Origin of the sequence: Streptomyces sp. NBC_00354 (assembly GCF_036106915.1) — a bacterium.
Classification (GTDB): domain Bacteria; phylum Actinomycetota; class Actinomycetes; order Streptomycetales; family Streptomycetaceae; genus Streptomyces.
Genome location: NZ_CP107983.1, coordinates 7,044,290 through 7,061,268, shown reverse-complemented (window position 1 = coordinate 7,061,268; position 16,979 = coordinate 7,044,290). Strand labels below are relative to the sequence as shown.

Below are 16,979 nucleotides of genomic sequence, written 5' to 3'. Positions count from 1 at the left end.
GGCGTTTCCGGCCGGTGCACGCACATCGGGTTGCACCGGCGCTGGACAGGGGGCGGAGGGGGTGGGCTGCTCTCGGGCGCCGCTGCGGCGGTGGCGACATGAGGGTCGCCGACCTCGGCAGGCTCCGACGCACCGGGCATTCAGTGCACTTGACGCTACGACAGCACCGAATGACCCGCAATACCGCTCAAGTGCAACTGGATTGACACTCCAGATGCAGGATCCTGACGGCGATTGCCACGACCCACTCACCCGGGCGCGCTCGCCCGGGTGAGTGGGGGGTGTTCTACCGTCCGGCGGGCGCCGAGGTGCGGTAGAGGGCCCGCATCTCCTTCTCCAGCGCATTGACCTCGTCCAGCCGCGGCCGGCTCTTGGGTGCGAACAGCCCGTCCTGCTCCCAGCGTTCCGGGTCCAGGCTCAGCGCCGAGACGTTGAGCCAGCCCCGCGAGCGGATCTCTTCGAGGCGCTCGGGAAGGGCGTCCTCGAGGGCGAGGTAGAAGATGACGTGGGCCAGCTCCTCGATGCGCTCCAGACCGTCGCGCACGCTCGTGAGCACCGTGCCGAAGGCGGGTACGTCGTCACCCGGCAGGTTCTGCTCGAAGAGCCGGGCGAGCGTGGGCACGTCGTCGTAGTAGTCGATGTAGTCGAAGGCGAAGACTCCGCGATAGCTGCGCGCCCAGGCCTGGAAGAGCTTCATGATGGTGCCCTGGGTCGCCACCGCGTGAGCGCCGAGCGCGCTGAGCGCCGTGCTCGCCGACTCGTCCAGGAAGGTCTTCCCGTAGAACTGCGGGTCGGAGAAGGACCATCCGACGTAGTAGTCCCAGACCGTCTTCAACGACATGATCACGGCGTTGTCGTGGAAGGCGTAGGAGCCCTGGATGTTCATGGTGAGCCCCTCGGCGAGCGAGAGGAACCAGCGGTTGGCGTACCGCACGAAGCCCTCGTCGAAGGACTCCTTCACATCGCGGCCGACCATCTCGGTCACGAAGCTGTTGGCGTAGCCGATCAGGTTCGACCCCACGGAGTAGTACGGGTCGGCGAAGACCGCGGCGTCGCCGACGCACGCCCAGCGGTCCTGCGAGAAGACCTGCTGCGAGGAGTGGCTGTAGTTCTTCAGCACGCGGAAGTCGAGGACCGGCAGCTCGCGGATGGCGGGGTCGAAGCCCGGAACGCGCTCGACGACGAAGTCGATGGCCTTCTCTATCCGGTTGAACTTCGTGACCGGGTGGAGGTCGTCGGACACGACGATGCCGACGCTGGTGTGGTTGGGGGCCAGCGGGATGGCCCACACCCAGCCGCCCTCGAACATGAAGTGGTTCGTGGAGTTCCAGCGCGGTTCGGTGATGCGATCGTGCCAGCCGGTGTGCTCGGGGCCGACCGCCTCGTCGGTGTCGAGCCGGCCTTCGAGCCGGAACCAGACCGAGTTGTGGGGCTTGGGGTACCGCTTGGTGAGGTCGAGCTTGCGCTGCAGCAGCCGGTGCCGGCCCGTGGCGTCGACGACCCATCGGCAGGTGACGCTGGTCGTCTCCTCGCTGCCTTCCTCAAGAGCCTGGTACGTCACCCGGTGCGGGGCGTCCTGCTCGCCGAGCTCGATGTCGAGCACCTTGACGCCCTGCGTCAGCTCGGCCCCGGCGCCCGTCGCCACCACGCGCAGGTGCTCCTCGAGGGAGCCGCGGTTGAGCTGGTAGGACTTCGCCGGGAGGAAGCGGTTGACGCCGAACTCGGCCTCCTCCTGGAGGCCCGAGCCGCCGCCGTAGAAGTACCGGAGCCCCAGTTTCTCCAGGTGCTCCTCCTCCAGGTAGTCGTACAGGCCGAGGACGTGGTGGAAGTAGTACGCGCCCACCTCGACCGAGGACTCGCCGACCTTGTGCGCGGACAGCGGGATCGGTGAGCGCTCGCGCTCGCAGACGAGGACGGACAGCTCGGGCTGCGCATCCTTGAGTTGCTTGGCCAGGCAGAGCCCGGCCAGGCCGCCGCCCGCGATGACCACGTCGTAGTCGACACCGCCGAACACGGAGTCAGTTCCGCTCTGGCTGCTCACTTTGTACCCACCTTGTCGTTCTGTCGGTTCTCGATGTTGAGGGCCAGGCTCCGGACGGTCCGGTCCGTGTAGGGATCCGAGACGTCGAGCTGGACCCCGATCCGCATCTCCACGCGGGAGAGCAGGTCCATCACGCTGAGGGAGTCGCCGCCGAGGTCCACGAAGTCGTCGTCCAGGCCGATGTGCAGGGGCGCGAACAGCTCCTGCCAGATCTCCAGGAGCACGGCCTCGGCCTCCGTCGCCGGCTCCGGGCCCGCCGCGCCCTGGCCGACGGCAGCCGCGTACAGGGCCACCAGGGCCTTGTCGTCGACCTTGCCGTTGCCGGTGAGCGGCACGGTGTCGAGGGGGATGATCGCCGAAGGGACCATGTACTCCGGCAGGTTCTCCTGCGCCATGGCACGCAGCCGGTCGACGTCCTGGACGGTGGGTCCCTGGACGAAGGCGATCAGGAGCGGCGTATCGGAGTCGGTGGCGTGGCGCAGCAGGTGGACGTGGCCGACCGCGGCGTCCTGGGAGAGGACCTGGGCCACGTGGCCCAACTCGACCCGGCGGCCCCGGATCTTCACCTGGCCGTCGCGGCGCTCGATGAATTCGAGGTCGCCGTTCTCGTGCTGCCGGACGATGTCCCCGGTGCGGTAGACGCGCTTCCCGGCGATCGAGGGCGAGGCCGGCGTGAAGAACCGCTCCGCGGTCAGCTCGGCATCGCCCAGGTAGCCCCGGGCCAGGCCCGCTCCGGCCAGGTGGAGCTCGCCGATTCCGCCCGGTGCCACGGGCGCGCCGTCCTCGTCCAGGACGAACACCTCGGTGTGCTCGATCGGCTTGCCGATGAGCACGCGCTCGTCGGTGGCCGTGAGGCGGTGGACGGTGGAGCAGACGGCATTCTCGGAGGGCCCGTACTCGTTGTACAGATGCACCTCCGGGAGACGCCGGAAGTGCTCCTGGGTCAGACTCGGCGCGAACCCTTCACCGGCGATCGTGACGCACCGCAGGGACTTCACCTGCTGAGCTTCCATGCCGTCCAGGAGGCGTTTGTACAGCATGGGGGTGATCAGAAAATGGGTGACGTCCCGGTGCTCCATCAGGCCGGTCAGATAACGCCGGTCGGTGATGCGGTCCCGGCGCGGCAGGAGCAGACGCACACCGGAGGTGAGGGCGGAGAACGTGTCCACCACGGCGCTGTCGAAGGACGGTCGCGGAATGGCCAGGTTCACATCTTCCGGACCGAACCCGTAATAGGCGTTGCGCCACGTCAGCGTGTTGACGATCGCGCGGTGTTCGACGGCCACGCCCTTGGGGGTCCCGGTCGTTCCCGATGTGTACACCACGTACGCGAGGTCGGACGGCGTGGCCACCGGCTCGGGGTCGGAATCCGGTGTGTCGAGGGCGCCGCCCATGACGTCCAGAAAGAAGAGCTCTCCGTCGAAGAACATCGCGCCGGCGGCCGCTGACGACTCGATCACCATGGCCCTGGGTGCCACGGCCTCGACGATCCGCTGGGTCACCGCCGGCGGGTTGTCGGGGTCCAGGGGCACATAGGCACCGCCGGCCTTGAGGACGGCCAGCATGGCAATGATCACGTCCGGTGGATTCCGGACCAGGATCGCCACCCGGTCGTCGGGGCGGACTCCGCTGGTGTCCCGCAGATGGTGTGCCAGCCTATTTGCCCGGCGATTCAGCTCGCCGTAGCTCAAAAATTCGCCTTCGAATTCCAGGGCAGTATGACCCGGCAATCTTCTGGCGCATTCCTCGAAAAGGGAAGTCAGGGTCTTCGGATCGCCATGGTTCACAAACAAACGCCCCCTGCCGAATTATTGTCAGTTCTCGATACGAATAGCGTAGCCGCAGCCGATCGAAGGGCCCTCTATTAACGCTCGAGCCGCGAACGAGTGCGCCGGTCGCCGCGGCCCGCTCTGCCTGCGGAAAGAAGTGACGGCTCGGTCCTACGGCTTCGCCGTGTCGACGACGGACCAGGTGCGCTCGGCCCGGTCGCGCAGGAGCTCGGCGGTGATGCCCCGTTCGGCACTCAGCCGGGTGAGGACGCCGGCCTGCTGCACTTGTTCGGCTTCGGGGTCGTACTCGGAGCCGGTGAGGTGCTTGAGCCAGGGTTCGAGGCCCATGGCGTAGGCGTAGACGTGCCGGGCGCCCAGCTGCTGGGCGAGCTCGTCGGCCTGGGCGGCGTTGCTGCCCTTGAGCCGGCGCCCGGTGTTGTGCTCACGGGAGAGCTTCCCTTCCAGCATCGGCCCGTACAGCCACTTCAGAGGGGCTCCGACGCACTCGAGGCCGATGAAGAGCGCGTCGAGGGGGGTCTCGGTGAGGCCGGGGATGTTGTCGAAGAGCGCGGGCTCGAGCGGCGTGATGTCGGTGGCGAAGAGGAACCTGCGGCCGCCGGCTCGGACGAGGGGCACCATCTTGGTGCGGATGTCGAGGTCGGCGTGCTCGCCCACGAAGGGGAGGGCGGTGACTTCGACGTGGTCCGCCACGCGGTGGGTCTCGAGTTCGGCCAGCTCCTGGACGTTGGAGAAGCCGAGGGCCTGGAGCATGGTCTTGAGGCTGGGATCGGGCAGCGATCCGCCGGAGGCCCGGGGAACGATGATCGTGCCGATGCGGGTGCGGAGCTGGAGCAGGGTCTCCAGCGAGAAGTGGTCGGAGTGGAAGTGGCTGATGACGACCGCGTCGATGTGCCGGGGGAGGTCCTCGAGGGTGTAGTGCTCGTAGCCGTCGTCGGTGTAGCCGATGAGCGGGTCGAGGAGGACGGACGTGGTGCCGGTCTCGATCAGCACGGATGCGTGATTGAAGTACCGCACCCGGACGTCTCCGGGCGCGGGCGGGGTGTGCTGTGCCGGCGGCGCGTCGTGGAACAGCGCGGTGAACGCCGGCAGGTCGGCATCGGCGATCCCGAGGCGCTGCGCGAGCTGCGGGACGTCGACGGGGTCGAGGCGCGCCGCGAACAGTTCGTCCCACAGCGGGGAGTCGAAGGGCAGGTCGATGTCCAGGCGGTCGGGGCGCGGGAGGACGGGGCTGCTGTACACGAAGGGCTGGGGGCTCGGTGCGGCGGTGAGGGAGACGCACTGACCGTGGCGCTCGTACGCCGGCGAGCTGTACATCAGCGCTTCGAAGAAGCGGAAGGTGGGCCGGTGGGCGGTGTCGTAGACGAGCTCCACGCGCCCGCGGAGGGAGTGGGGGACCAACGGGTAGAGAGCTTCCATCGGCCCGCCGAGCGCCTTCTCCCGCAGCAGGGCACGGAGTTCGGCTATGTCGTCGGCGAGCTGGAGCTTGGCCTGGCCGTCCTTGACCATGGTCTCGCGCGCCGCCTGGACTTCATCGTGGGTGGCGCCTTCGGGGTCCAGGAAGGGCGCGCCGTAGCGGTGCGGGTCCGCGATGACCGCATCGTGGAGGTGCGGCGCCTTCAAGTAGCTGTCCACGATGGGCAGCAGACGGTCCCGCAGATTCAGCGCGCCGGTGTGGGGCGCCAGGAGATAGGGCCACGCGTACCAGCGGTGCAGCAGGGGCTGCGCAACCACGGACGGGCGAAGGTAGAGCTTCTGGTGTGCCGGCACGGTAATTCCCTCACTGTCGATGATGTCGGTGGGTGGGTTCGCGGCTTGCGCATGCGTACACACGTCAACGGGAGGGCTCGGGGGTGTCCGGCCAGGCCCCGGAGGAGATGTGTCTCTTTGCCTCGCATATTCGTTCATGTCTATCACGAACGACAGTTCATTAATCCGACAATTTAGCAAGCCGGTTACCTGGCGATCACGCTGCTCAGGTATCTCTCAATTTGATCCCGAGAGGGGCTCGAGGAGAATTCAAGGCGGCATGGATTAAATGGCCGGCCACACCGAGCGGACGGCCCCGAATGCTTGTGGACGCGCGACCGCCGGTGTCCGATGCCACCCTGAGGTCGTACAGGCCCTCAGAAAGGCAAGAGCCATGATCACCAATGACTTTGCGCCCGGCTCCCCCTGTTGGCTCGACCTCGGCGCCCCCGACGTCCGGACGGCCGCGGCCTTCTACGGCGCCGTCCTCGGGTGGGACTACGAGTCCATGGGCGAGGGGGAGGACATGGAAGGCGGGATGTTCCGGAAGGACGGCAAGGTCGTCGCCGGGCTCGGCAAACTCACCGAGGAGGGCGCACGCCCTGCCTGGATGATCTACTACAGCGTCACCGACGCGGACGCCACCACCCAGGCGGTGGAGCGCGCGGGCGGCACGGTTCGGGTGGCTCCGACGGGTCTCGACGACTGGGGCCGGATGGCGCAGTACAGCGACCCTCTGGGGGGACAGTTCGCCGTGTGGGAGGCGGGAACGAACAAGGGCTCCGAGCTGGTGGACGAGCCGGGCTCGCTGTGCTGGACCGAGCTGTACACGAGCGACGCCGCGGCCGCGAAGGACTTCTACGGCGGCGTCTTCGGCTGGCAGTTCAGTGACATGGGGCTGCCCGGCGGCGGGGGCACGTACACCCTCATCACTCCCGCCGGACTCCCCGAGGAGCGCATGCACGGCGGCCTCATGCAGCTGCCCGGGGAGAACCTCGCCCTCACGAACGGACGGCCGTACTGGCACCCCGTCTTCGCCGTTGCCGACTGCGACGCAGCGGTCGCCAAGGTCACCGGGAACGGCGGCAGCGTGCAGATGGGGCCGCAGGACGCGGAGGGCGTCGGCCGGCTCGCCGTCTGCCTCGACCCGTCGAACGCCGACTTCGTGGTCCTCACCCCGGTCCGGAGCCGAGCCCAGGAGTGAGGTCGGGTGCCCGGAGGGGGGATCCCGTGGATCCCCCTCCGGGCGCCCGCGTCAGGACGGCAGCCAGGCCCGCCAGGTGGCCTCGTTCTCCTTCACCCAGCGGCCCGCCGCTTCCTGTGGCGACAGCTTCTGGTCCGCGATCATCAGGGCGACGTCGTTCTGCATCTCGGTCGTCCACCGGAACTTCTTCAGGAAGGCGGCGGCGTCACCTCCGCCGTCCGCGAAGCGGGCGTTGAGGAACTTCTGCAGCGGCGTGTGCGGGTACGCGCAGGCCACCTTCTCCGGGTCGGCGTCACAGCCCTCCTTGTAGGCGGGCAGCTCCACCTCCGTCATCGGGACCTGCTCGAACAGCCACTGGGGCTTGTACCAGTAGCTCAGGAACGGCTTCTTCTCCTTGGCGAACTGCCTGATCTGCGTGATCTGCGCCGCCTCCGAGCCCGCGAACACGACCTGGTAGTCGAGGCCCAGGCTGTTCACGAGCGCCTTGTCGTTCGTCACGTAGGACGGGGAGCCGTCCAGCAGCTGGCCCTTGCCGCCGCTCTCCGCGGTACGGAACTGGTCGGCGTACTTGTTCAGGTTCTTCCAGTCGGTGACGTCCGGGTGCTCCTCGGCGAAGTACGTCGGCACGAACCAGCCGATGTGGCCGGTCACCCCGAGATCGCCACCCGGCTTGATCGTCCCCTTGTCGTCGACGTACCGCTTCTCCTGCTCCGGGTGGCCCCAGTCCTCCAGGATGGCGTCCACCCGGCCTTGGCTGAGCGCGTCCCAGGCGGGTACCTCGTCGATCTGGACGGTGTCCACCCGGTAGCCGAGCTCGTGCTGCAGCAGGTACTGGGCGACGGCGACGTTGGCCTGCGCGCCCACCCACGACTGCACGGACAGCGTCACCGTGCGGGAGCCCTTCGCGTCGGCGTACGGGGACGCCTGGCGGGTCATGTCGGCGGCGCCGCAGCCCGTGAGGGCCGTCAGGGCGACGGCGACGGCGGCCGCGAGTGCGGCGGAGCGTGTGCGAGCCATGTCAGGCCCCCTTTCCGGCGAGGTCGCGGCGCCCAGTCGGCTGGGTGACGCGGTCGAGCATCAGGCCGAGGCAGACGATCGCCGCACCGGCGACCAGACCGGTCGCCAGATCGCCCTGGGCGAGACCGAAGACCGCGTCGTAGCCGAGCGCCCCGCCGCCCACGAGGCCGCCGATGACGACGACGGCGAGGACGAGCACCACGCCCTGGTTGACGGCCAGCAGCAGCGCGGGCCGTGCCAGCGGCAGCTGGACCTGGAACAGCTGCTGCCGCCCGGTCGCGCCCAGCGAGCGCGAGGACTCCAGAGCGGCCGGGTCCACCGCGCGCACGCCCTGGGCCGTGATCCGTACGACGGCGGGCAGCGCGTAGACCACGGCGGCTGCGACCGCCGGGGCGCGGCCCACGCCGAACAGGGCGACCACGGGGATCAGGTACACGAACTGCGGCATCGTCTGGAAGACGTCGAGGACCGGACGCAGCGCGCGTCCCAAGCGGGTGCTGCGGGCCGCGGCGACCCCGAGGGCGAAGCCGAGCAGCAGCGTCACGGCGACGGCGGCCAGTACCTGGGACAGCGTGTCGAGCGCCGGGTCCCAGACACCCAGCACGCCGATCGCGGCCATCGCCAGGACGGCGGTCGCGGCGGTGCGCCAGGTACCGATGAGCAGGGCGAGGGCGCCGACGGTCAGCAGGACCGCCCACCAGGGCAGCCACTGCAGTCCGTCGCGCAGGGGGTTCAGGATCCACGTGGTGAAGTGCCCCGCCCAGTCGGCGGTGCCGCCGACGAGGGGCACGCCGGAGTAGAGGTGGGCGGTCATCCAGTCGACCGCCCCGTTGACGGGCTCGGCGATGTCCACCGTCCACGCGTCGGGCCAGGAGAGCCGGTCGAGCAGGCGGGCCCCGACGGCGACGGCGACGGTCACCACGCCGGCGACGGCCCAGCCGAGCGCGGACCGGCCGGCCGGAGCCGCGCCGATCCGCTCCCCCGCTGCGGCGGTGACCCGGTCCAGGACGATGGCGAGCAGCACGATCGGCACGCCGGCGGCGAGCGCGGCGCCGACGTCGACGGAGGCCAGCGCCTGGTAGACGCGGTCGCCGAGGCCGCCCGCGCCGATGACGGATGCGATCACGGCCATGCCCAGCGCCATCATGATCGACTGGTTGACGCCGAGCAGCAGCTCCTTGCGGGCCAGCGGCAGCCGGGCCGTCAGCAGCCGCTGCCTGCCGGTGGCGCCGAGGGAGGTGGCGGCCTCCACGACCCCGGCGTCCGCGCCGCGCAGCCCGAGCGCGGTGAGGCGGGCCATGGGCGGGGCCGCGTAGACGACGGTGGCGAGGACGGCCGCGGGCACTCCGATGCCGAAGACCAGGACGACGGGCAGGAGGTACGCGAAGGCCGGCAGCACCTGCATGGTGTCCAGCACCGGCCGCAGGATCCGGTGCATACGGTCCGACAGGCCGGCGGCCAGTCCGAGGAGGCCTCCGAGCAGCACGGACGCGGCGACGGCGACCACCATCAGGGCGAGCGTCTGCATGGTGGGCACCCACATGCCGAGCAGTCCGCACACGGCGAAGGCGGCGGCGGAGGTCAGCGCGAGCCGGACTCCGGCGACGCGCCAGGCCAGCAGCCCGGCGGCGGCGGTGACGCCGGCCCAGCCGAGGGCGAGCAGCACCAGGTACACCGCGCGGACGGAGACGACCACGACGTTGCTGACGTGCCCGAGGAAGTACAGGAAGAGGGGGTGTCCGTCGCGGTTGTCGATGATCCAGTCACTGGTGTGCTTGAGCGGTCCCGACAGGTCGACGGAGAGCGCCGCCGGCCAGTTTCCGGCGCCCAGGAGTACGGAACCGAGGACGAGTGCGAGGGCCGCGCCGGCGCCGATCAGCCGGCCGCGGTGGCGCGCGAGCGCGCGCAGCACACCGGGTCCGGCGCCGGTGGCGGCCACGGAGCTCGCAGAAGCAGGGGTGACGGTGGCGGTCATCGGCCCCACCGCCCGGCGTCGGCGCCGGTCGTGCCGCACGGCGGCGGCCAGGTCGTATGGGAATACATCAGGCCACCGCCTTCCCGGTCGCGGCCGGTACCCCGGCGACGACACCGAGGAGTCCCGCGTGGTCGACCACACCGACGCACCTGCCGTCCTCGACGACCCGCGCGTTCACGCCCGTTCGGACGACGGCCTCGATGGCCTCGTGGACGGTGGCACTCGGGGCGAGCGCGGGGCCGCCCTCGGACTCGTCGGCGCGAGCGGGGCGCATCGCCGAGCGGACGGTCAGCACCTGCTCGCGCGGCACGTCCCGGACGAAGTCCCTGACGTAGTCGTCGGCGGGGGCGCCCACGATCTCCTCCGGCGTGCCGAGCTGCACGATTCGGCCGTCGCGCATCAGCGCGATGCGGTCGCCGAGCTTCAGCGCTTCGCTCAGGTCGTGCGTGATGAAGACCATCGTGCGTCCCTCCTCCCGGTGCAGGCGTACGACCTCCTCCTGCATGTCCCGGCGGATGAGCGGGTCCAGCGCGCTGAACGGCTCGTCGAACAGCAGGACTTCGGGGTCCACGGCGAGTGCGCGGGCAAGGCCCACACGCTGCTGCTGGCCGCCGGACAGCTGGCTCGGCCTGCGGTGCTCCATGCCGTCCAGGCCGACCTTGGTGACGAACTCCGCCGCCCGCTCGCGCCGTTCGGCGCGTCCCACGCCCTGGATCTCCAGTCCGTAGGCGATGTTGTCGAGCACCGTCCGGTGGGGCAGCAGCCCGAAGTGCTGGAAGACCATGGCCGCCCGGTGCCGGCGCAGCTCGCGGAGCCGGCCGGTGTCCATGGACAGCACGTCCTCGCCGTCGATGGAGATCGTGCCCGAGGTGGGTTCGATGAGCCGGGTGAGGCAGCGTACGAGCGTGGACTTGCCCGAGCCGGACAGGCCCATGACGACGAAGACCTCGCCCTTGCGGACGTCGAAGGAGACGTCGCGGACGGCGGCGGTGCAGCCGGTGCGCTCGCGCAGCTCGGCGGCGCCGAGGGCCGCGAGCTCCTTGTCGGCCGGCACGCGGTCGGCCTTGGGACCGAAGACCTTCCACAGGTCGCGTACGGAGAAGACGGATTCCGCGGGGGTCTGCGGCGCGGCCGCGGTGTCCGGCAGAGTCGTGGTGTGCGGCGCGGTGTTCGGAGTGCTCATCGGGGTGTTCCTCCCAGCAGGTCGGCGCATTTCTCGCCGACCATGAGCACGCCGATCATCGGGTTGACGGCGGTCATGGTCGGGAAGACGGACGCGTCGGCGATCCGGATGCCGTCGAGGCCCCGGATCCTCAGATCGGGCGTGACGACGGCGAGTTCGTCGTCGTCGGCCCCCATCCGGCAGGTGCCGGCCGGGTGGTAGACGGTGTGCGCGACCTGGCGTGCGTACGCGCTGAGCTCCTCGTCGGAGGTGACCTCGGGCCCCGGGCACACCTCGCGCTTCAGCCATCCGGCGAGCGGTTCGCTCTCCGCGATCCGCCGGGCGATGCGGATGCCGTCGACGAGGGTGCGGCCGTCGTAGTCGTCCTCGTCGGTGAAGTACCGGAAGTCGAGGGCCGGCTTGTCCTCGGGGTCGGCGCTCGTCAGGTAGAGCCGGCCGCGGCTGCGCGGCTTGGGGATGTTCGGGGTCATCGACACGCCGTGCGCGGGCCGTTCGTAGCCCAGGCGCTCCGGATTGTCGGTGAAGGGGATCTGGTAGAAGTGGAACATCAGGTCCGGGCCCTCGGCCTCCGGGTCCCGGCGGACGAACAGGCCGGCGTCGGAGTCCATCGCGGAGTTCTCCGGGATCGGACCGTGCGTCTCCCACACGATGACCGACTCGGGGTGGTCGAGCAGGTTCTCCCCGACGCCCGGCAGGTCGTGCACGACGGGAATGCCGAGCTTCTCCAGGTCGGCGCGCGGCCCGATGCCCGAGTGCAGCAGCAGGCGCGGGGTGTCCACGGCCCCCGCGCACACCAGGACCTCGCGCCGGGCGCGCACGACGTGCTCCGCGCCCTCCTTGGTGCGGATGTGCACGCCGGTGGCGCGGGCGCCCTTCAGCTCCAGCCGGAACGCCCAGGTCTCCAGGGCGATGTGCAGGTTCGGCCGGTCCAGGAACGGGTGCAGGTACGCGACGGAGGCGGACGACCGCTTGTTGGTCTCCGGGTGGTAGGCGAGGTCGAAGAAGCCGGCGCCCTCGTGGAAGGGGGCCTTGTTGAAGCCCTCGACGCGCGGAACACCGAGCGCGGCCTGCGCCGCGTCGACGAAGTCCCGGGCGATCGCGTTCCGGTCCGCCTCACCGACGGGGACGATGTTGTTGCGCAGCCGGGCGAAGTAGGGGTCCATGGCCGCCGCGTCCCATCCCTCGGCGCCGGCCTCCGCCCACTCGTCCCAGTCGGAGGGGAGGGGTTTGAACGCGATGAGGGTGTTGTGCGAGGAACAGCCGCCCAGCACCCGCGCACGGCTGTGGCGGATGTGCGAGTTGCCCCGGGGCTGCTCGGTGGTGGGGTAGTCGTAGTCCAGTTCGCCGCCGAGCAGGCCCATCCAGCGGCGCAGGGTGAGGACGTCGTCGCGGCCGACGTCACTGGGGCCGCCCTCGATGACGGCGACGCTGACGTCCGGGTCCTCGGTGAGGCGAGAGGCGATCACGGAACCCGCGGTGCCGCCGCCGACGACGACGTAGTCGTACACATGGTGGTCGTTCATGCTCAGCCCTTCGCCGTCGTGCCCGCGAACCAGCGCACGGGGCGCGGAGCGAGGTTCTGGTAGATGTGCTTGGCCTCGCGGTATTCGGCGAAACCGCCGGGGCCCAGTTCGCGGCCGATGCCGGACTTCCCGAAGCCGCCCCATTCCGCCTGAGGCAGGTAGGGGTGGAAGTCGTTGATCCAGACGGTGCCGTGGCGCAGCCGGGCGGCGACCCGCCGGGCACGCTGTTCGTCGGAGGTCCACACCGCTCCGGCGAGGCCGTACTCGGTGTCGTTGGCGAGGGCGACGGCCTCCTCCTCGGTACGGAAGGTCTCCACGGTCAGGACGGGGCCGAAGACCTCTTCGCGCACGACGCGCATGCCGCGGTGGCACCGGTCGAGGACCGTGGGCCGGAAGAAGTAGCCGGGACCGGCCGGCTGCCCGCCTCCTGCGCGCAGGACCGCGCCCTCGGCGAGGGCGGAGGCCACGTACTCCTCGGTCCTCGCCAACTGGGCCGCCGAGACCAGCGGACCGCACTCGACGCCCGCATCGGTGCCGCGTCCCAGCCGGATCAGTTCGGCCCGGCGGGCGAGCTCGGCGACGAAGCGCTCGCGCAGCGGCTCCTCGACGATGAGGCGGGAGCCGGCGGAGCAGACCTGGCCGCTGTGGATGAAGGCGGCGTTGAGCGCCTGGTCGACGGCGGTGTCGAATCCCTCGGGTGTCGTGCATGCGTCGGCGAACACGACGTTGGGGTTCTTGCCGCCCAGTTCGAGGGCGACCTTCTTCACGCTGTCGGCTGCCGCCCTGGCGACCTTCGTACCGCTGACGAGACCGCCCGTGAACGAGATGAGGTCGACATCCGGGTGCTCGGCGAGCCGGGCGCCGACGGTGCCGCCGGGACCGGTGACGATGTTGGCCGCGCCGAGCGGCAGTCCGGCCTCCAGGAGCAGTTCGATCAGCACGACGGTGGTCAGCGGGGTGATCTCACTGGGCTTGATCACGAACGTGTTGCCGGCGGCGAGTGCGGGCGCGATCTTCCAGCTGGCCTGGAGCAGCGGGTAGTTCCACGGCGTGATCAGGGCGCAGACGCCGACCGGCTCGTGGACGACGACACTGCGGATCTCGTCCGAACCGGCGTCGACGACCCGTCCGCCGTCCTCGTTGGTCACGAGGTCGGCGAAGTAGAGGAACGCATCGCGGACGCAGTCGACGTCGACGCGGCCCTCCTCCAGCGTCTTGCCCGCGTCCTGGCTCTCCAGGGCGCCGATCCGCTCGCGGTCGCGCTCCAGCAGGGTGGCGACCCGCCGCAGCAGGGCGGCGCGCTCGGCGACCGGCGTACGCGGCCAGGCGCCGGCGTCGAACGCGGCTCGTGCCGCCGCCACGGCGTCGTCGGTGTCCTGGACGCCGCCCTCCGCGACGACCGCGAAGGGGCTCGCGTCGACGGGGTCGATGATCTCGCGGGTGGCGCCGGACAGGGCTGCGCGCCATTCTCCGCCCACATGGATGGTCTGTTGTGCTCCGGTCACGTTGCGTATGGCCTTTCGCTTCTTCGAATCCCCCTGCCGGTTTGCACCAGCAGTCCGGCCGCCTGCCCGGGCACCCGGGATCCATGCGCAAAACGTTGCGGAGAGTGTTCTGCTTCACTCGCGAAGACCATACAAATAAGGACATATCCGTCAGATCGTTCGAGTGGGAAAACAGGGGCGTGCACGCCGTGGAGTCGGCAGGCCGGTATCCGGCGCCGGGGCGCGGTTCCAGCGCATACGGGACCAGGGAAGGGCCAGCCGGCTCCGGTCGGAGACCTCCTGCGGGACGAGGTCCTCGATCCCCGCGGCCTCGCGGTGACGGGCGTACACGGCGTCGACGTAACGGTGGCCGGTGTCGGCGGCGATGAACAGGACCGTCCGCTCGGGCGAGCGCCCGCGTTCGTGGCGGGCGGCGAGGTAGCCGGCGCCGGTCGACAGGCCCGCGAAGACCGCGTGCCGGCGCAGCAGGTCGACGCTGCCGGCCAGCGCCGCGTCGAAGGAGATCCAGTGAAGGGTGTCGTACATCTCGTGCGAAACGTTCCCGAAGGGGATGGAGCTGCCGATCCCGGCGATGATGATCTCGGGGTCGGCGACGTGTTCCGCGCCGAAGGTGAGGCTGCCGTACGGCTGGACGCCGACGAGTTCGACATCGGCCGGGCGGGCGGCGGCCCCGCGCAGGTAGCGGGCGAGAGCGCCCGTGGACGCCCCCGAGCCGACCCCGCCGACCACGGTGAGCCCGGTCACGTCACCGGTCTCCTGCCGGATCCGGTCGGCGATCGCGCGGTAGCCGAGGTAGTGGATGTCGTCGTGGTACTGCCGCATCCAGTGGTACTCGGGGTGCACGGCGAGGATCTCGTGGATCCGCGCGACGCGCCGCTTCTGGTCGAGCTTGAGGTCGCTGCACGGTGCCATCTGCTCCAGCGTCGCCCCGAGTACGGCGAGCTGGGTGCGCAGCGTGCGGTCCACCGTCGTCGAGCCGACGATGTGGCAGCGCATGCCGTACCGGTGGCAGGCCAGGGCGAGGGCGTACGCGTAGATGCCGCTGGAGCTGTCCAGCAGGGTGTCCCCGCGGCGCACCGCGCCGGTGTCCAGCAGGTGGCGCACCGCCGCGAGGGCGGAGACCACCTTCATCGTTTCAAAGCGCAGGCAGACGAGCCGGTCGTCGAGACGTATCAGGTCCGGACGGCCGATCGCCTCCGCGATGTGCTGGTCCATGCAGGTCCTCCTGGGTGGTGGTGGGGGTCGTGAAGGTCCGGGTAGTGGGGATGCCGTGGGCGTCGAGGGCGCGCACGCAGCTGCGCACGCGGTGCCGCAGGCCCGGTGCGGCCGGGTCGAACAGCACTCCCGCCACCGCGCCGCTGTGGGCGATCTGCACTCCGACCCCTCCGGCCCGCCGGGCGATGCCCGTCAGGGCGTCGAACTCCGGGTGACCGAGGGCCTGTTGGCCGCGCCGGGCGCTGGCGGTGGCGACCTCGCCGAGGAGCCGGGCGTCCGCGGTGGCCACCGCCCGGCGCAGCAGCGTGCGCAGCCGCTCGAAGGCCCGTACGTCGGCCTCGGAGGCGTCCCGGACGGGCAGGCAGAGGGTGTCGACGGGCGCACCCCCGCCGAGGGCGCAGCCCACGACGACCAGCGGCGGCATCGCCGGGCCGATGACCTCCAGCACCCGGCCCTCCCGCTGCGCGAAGAGCACCGGCCGGCCGTCCAGCATCAGCGGATCGCAGGCCAGTTCCGCGTGGACGGCCAGCCGGGCCACGGTGTCCGGGGGCAGCCGCAGTCCGTACGAGTCCGCGACCGCGCGCACGGTGGCGATGACGTCGCTGGTGGAGCTGCCCATGCCCAGGCCCACCGGGATGTCTCCGGTGAGCCGCAACTCCCCTCCGCAGGGCGGCTGTCCGGTCCGCTCGGCGCACTCCGCCACCGCGAGAGCCGCGGCCCGTACGGCTTTCGTACGGTCGGCGGGTACGGCGGTGAGCGCTCCGGGCGCCGTACCGGGCCGGCGGACGAACTCGGCGTGGCTTCCCGGGCCGGCCATGGGGAGGGTGACCAGGCCCGCGCACCTGCGGCCGTCGTCGTCGAGGAAGACGCCCTGGAGGATCTCGCCGTGGTGGCAGGGGGCGTCCCCGGCGCCGGTGGGGATCACGCGCGGCTCCCCGTCCGGTAGCGGTAGAGGACCGTCTCCTCGGCGCTGAACTGGGAGAACGGGAACGGTTCCGCGGACAGCGCGGTCACGCCCGAGCCGAGGAACGCGCGGGCGACGGCGCTGCCGGTCTGCGCGTAGACGACCAGCGGGATGCCGCGGGTACGGCAGCGCTCCAGGATGGTGTCGAACGAGCCGTTGCTCAGGGTCATTCCGGTGGCGACGACGGCCTCGGCGCGCTCCAGCACCTCGTGCATGTCGTCGGTGACGGGGTCGCCCCACTGGGTGGCCTTGAGGTTGAGGTCGCAGGGCAGCGGTTCGCCGCCGCGCTCGCGGATCGCGGCGACCAGCGGGTTGACCACGCCGATGAGGCCGACCCGGGCGCCCTCCTCGATGTCGAGCAGTCCGGCGATGGCCGCGTCGCGGGCCTTCGCGCGGACCTCCGGGGTACCGGCGGGGAGGGTCACGGGCTCGGCGTCTCCCGTCTCGCCGGCCACGCGGTGCGGGCGGGTCCCGGAGAGGTAGGCGTCGAGGGCGGCGATCCTCAGCGGGCGCGGGCCCTCGCGCAGCAGGACGTCGAGCGGGGTGCCGGAGGAGTCGCGGCAGATCGACGGGGCGATCTCGCCGGCCTCGAAGGCACAGGCACCGAAGGAGCCGCCGAGGCGGACCAGTACGTACTGATTGAGGTACGTGGTGTCCCCGCCGGCCAAGCGGGTGCCGTGATGGATCCAGAACACGCTCGTGGCGACGAGTTCGCAGGGGCGCGGGCCGTGTTCACCGGCCAGGACGGCCTCGATGAGCCCGTCGACGGAGGTCACGAGGGCAGGGGTGGGGGTTGAGTTCGTGCGATGCATGGGG

General features: G+C 70.7%; 12 protein-coding genes. 1 reads left to right on the top strand and 11 read right to left on the bottom strand.

The annotated features are described in order from the left end of the window. Nucleotides 1-286 precede the first annotated feature (286 nt). The 3 genes from OHT74_RS32445 to OHT74_RS32435 form a co-directional block, all read right to left on the bottom strand. The gene (locus OHT74_RS32445) at nucleotides 287-2,041 is read right to left on the bottom strand and encodes an NAD(P)/FAD-dependent oxidoreductase (RefSeq protein ID WP_266669367.1); all 1,755 of its coding nucleotides are present in this window, start codon (nucleotides 2,039-2,041) and stop codon (nucleotides 287-289) included. After that, nucleotides 2,038-3,828 (bottom strand): non-ribosomal peptide synthetase, encoded by a 1,791-nt coding sequence (locus OHT74_RS32440; protein WP_328622125.1) that lies wholly within the window; start codon nucleotides 3,826-3,828, stop codon nucleotides 2,038-2,040. The genes OHT74_RS32445 and OHT74_RS32440 overlap by 4 nt, the downstream gene beginning before the upstream one ends. A gap of 153 nt (nucleotides 3,829-3,981) precedes the next feature. Beyond that, nucleotides 3,982-5,598 carry an MBL fold metallo-hydrolase gene (locus OHT74_RS32435; RefSeq protein ID WP_328622124.1) on the bottom strand — a complete coding sequence of 539 codons (1,617 nt, stop codon included), beginning with the start codon at nucleotides 5,596-5,598 and terminating at the stop codon, nucleotides 3,982-3,984. A 373-nt stretch (nucleotides 5,599-5,971) separates the two neighbouring features. Between OHT74_RS32435 and OHT74_RS32430 the strand changes: the two genes are divergently transcribed. After that, nucleotides 5,972-6,781: a VOC family protein gene (locus OHT74_RS32430; RefSeq protein ID WP_266669361.1), complete on the top strand. Its 810-nt coding sequence runs from the start codon at nucleotides 5,972-5,974 to the stop codon at nucleotides 6,779-6,781. Nucleotides 6,782-6,832: 51 nt separating this feature from the next. On the opposite strand, the gene OHT74_RS32425 is transcribed toward OHT74_RS32430, so the two are convergent. From OHT74_RS32425 to OHT74_RS32390, 8 genes are all read right to left on the bottom strand, one after another. Next, nucleotides 6,833-7,798, bottom strand: a complete 966-nt coding sequence (locus OHT74_RS32425; RefSeq protein WP_328622123.1) for an ABC transporter substrate-binding protein — start codon at nucleotides 7,796-7,798, stop codon at nucleotides 6,833-6,835. Between the two features lies 1 nt (nucleotide 7,799). Further along, a complete protein-coding gene (locus OHT74_RS32420) occupies nucleotides 7,800-9,773 on the bottom strand; it encodes an ABC transporter permease (RefSeq protein ID WP_328622122.1) in 1,974 nt (657 codons plus the stop codon). A 67-nt stretch (nucleotides 9,774-9,840) separates the two neighbouring features. Beyond that, complete coding sequence (locus OHT74_RS32415; RefSeq protein ID WP_328622121.1) at nucleotides 9,841-10,956, bottom strand: quaternary amine ABC transporter ATP-binding protein; 1,116 nt, start codon at nucleotides 10,954-10,956, stop codon at nucleotides 9,841-9,843. Next, on the bottom strand, nucleotides 10,953-12,479 hold the full coding sequence (locus OHT74_RS32410) for a GMC family oxidoreductase (RefSeq protein ID WP_328622120.1): 1,527 nt from the start codon (nucleotides 12,477-12,479) through the stop codon (nucleotides 10,953-10,955). The genes OHT74_RS32415 and OHT74_RS32410 overlap by 4 nt, the downstream gene beginning before the upstream one ends. 2 nt (nucleotides 12,480-12,481) lie before the next feature. Continuing rightward, nucleotides 12,482-13,984, bottom strand: coding sequence for an aldehyde dehydrogenase family protein (locus OHT74_RS32405; RefSeq protein ID WP_328622119.1), 1,503 nt, complete (start codon nucleotides 13,982-13,984; stop codon nucleotides 12,482-12,484). 150 nt (nucleotides 13,985-14,134) lie between these two features. Next, a complete protein-coding gene (locus tag OHT74_RS32400; protein ID WP_328622118.1) occupies nucleotides 14,135-15,199 on the bottom strand; it encodes a pyridoxal-phosphate dependent enzyme in 1,065 nt (354 codons plus the stop codon). Further along, the gene (locus OHT74_RS32395; protein WP_328622117.1) at nucleotides 15,120-16,124 is read right to left on the bottom strand and encodes a GHMP family kinase ATP-binding protein; all 1,005 of its coding nucleotides are present in this window, start codon (nucleotides 16,122-16,124) and stop codon (nucleotides 15,120-15,122) included. The genes OHT74_RS32400 and OHT74_RS32395 overlap by 80 nt, the downstream gene beginning before the upstream one ends. Continuing rightward, nucleotides 16,121-16,975: a Rossmann-like domain-containing protein gene (locus tag OHT74_RS32390; RefSeq protein WP_328622116.1), complete on the bottom strand. Its 855-nt coding sequence runs from the start codon at nucleotides 16,973-16,975 to the stop codon at nucleotides 16,121-16,123. Before OHT74_RS32390 ends, OHT74_RS32395 begins: the two co-directional genes overlap by 4 nt. Nucleotides 16,976-16,979 lie beyond the last annotated feature (4 nt).

What these genes read in the sequence shown, in the direction of transcription:
- OHT74_RS32430 (WP_266669361.1), top strand. Translation starts at nt 5,972, where the DNA reads ATGATCACCAATGACTTTGCGCCCGGCTCCCCCTGTTGGCTCGACCTC.
- OHT74_RS32425 (WP_328622123.1), bottom strand. Translation starts at nt 7,798, where the DNA reads ATGGCTCGCACACGCTCCGCCGCACTCGCGGCCGCCGTCGCCGTCGCC.
- OHT74_RS32420 (WP_328622122.1), bottom strand. Translation starts at nt 9,773, where the DNA reads ATGACCGCCACCGTCACCCCTGCTTCTGCGAGCTCCGTGGCCGCCACC.
- OHT74_RS32415 (WP_328622121.1), bottom strand. Translation starts at nt 10,956, where the DNA reads ATGAGCACTCCGAACACCGCGCCGCACACCACGACTCTGCCGGACACC.
- OHT74_RS32410 (WP_328622120.1), bottom strand. Translation starts at nt 12,479, where the DNA reads ATGAACGACCACCATGTGTACGACTACGTCGTCGTCGGCGGCGGCACC.
- OHT74_RS32400 (WP_328622118.1), bottom strand. Translation starts at nt 15,199, where the DNA reads ATGGACCAGCACATCGCGGAGGCGATCGGCCGTCCGGACCTGATACGT.
- OHT74_RS32390 (WP_328622116.1), bottom strand. Translation starts at nt 16,975, where the DNA reads ATGCATCGCACGAACTCAACCCCCACCCCTGCCCTCGTGACCTCCGTC.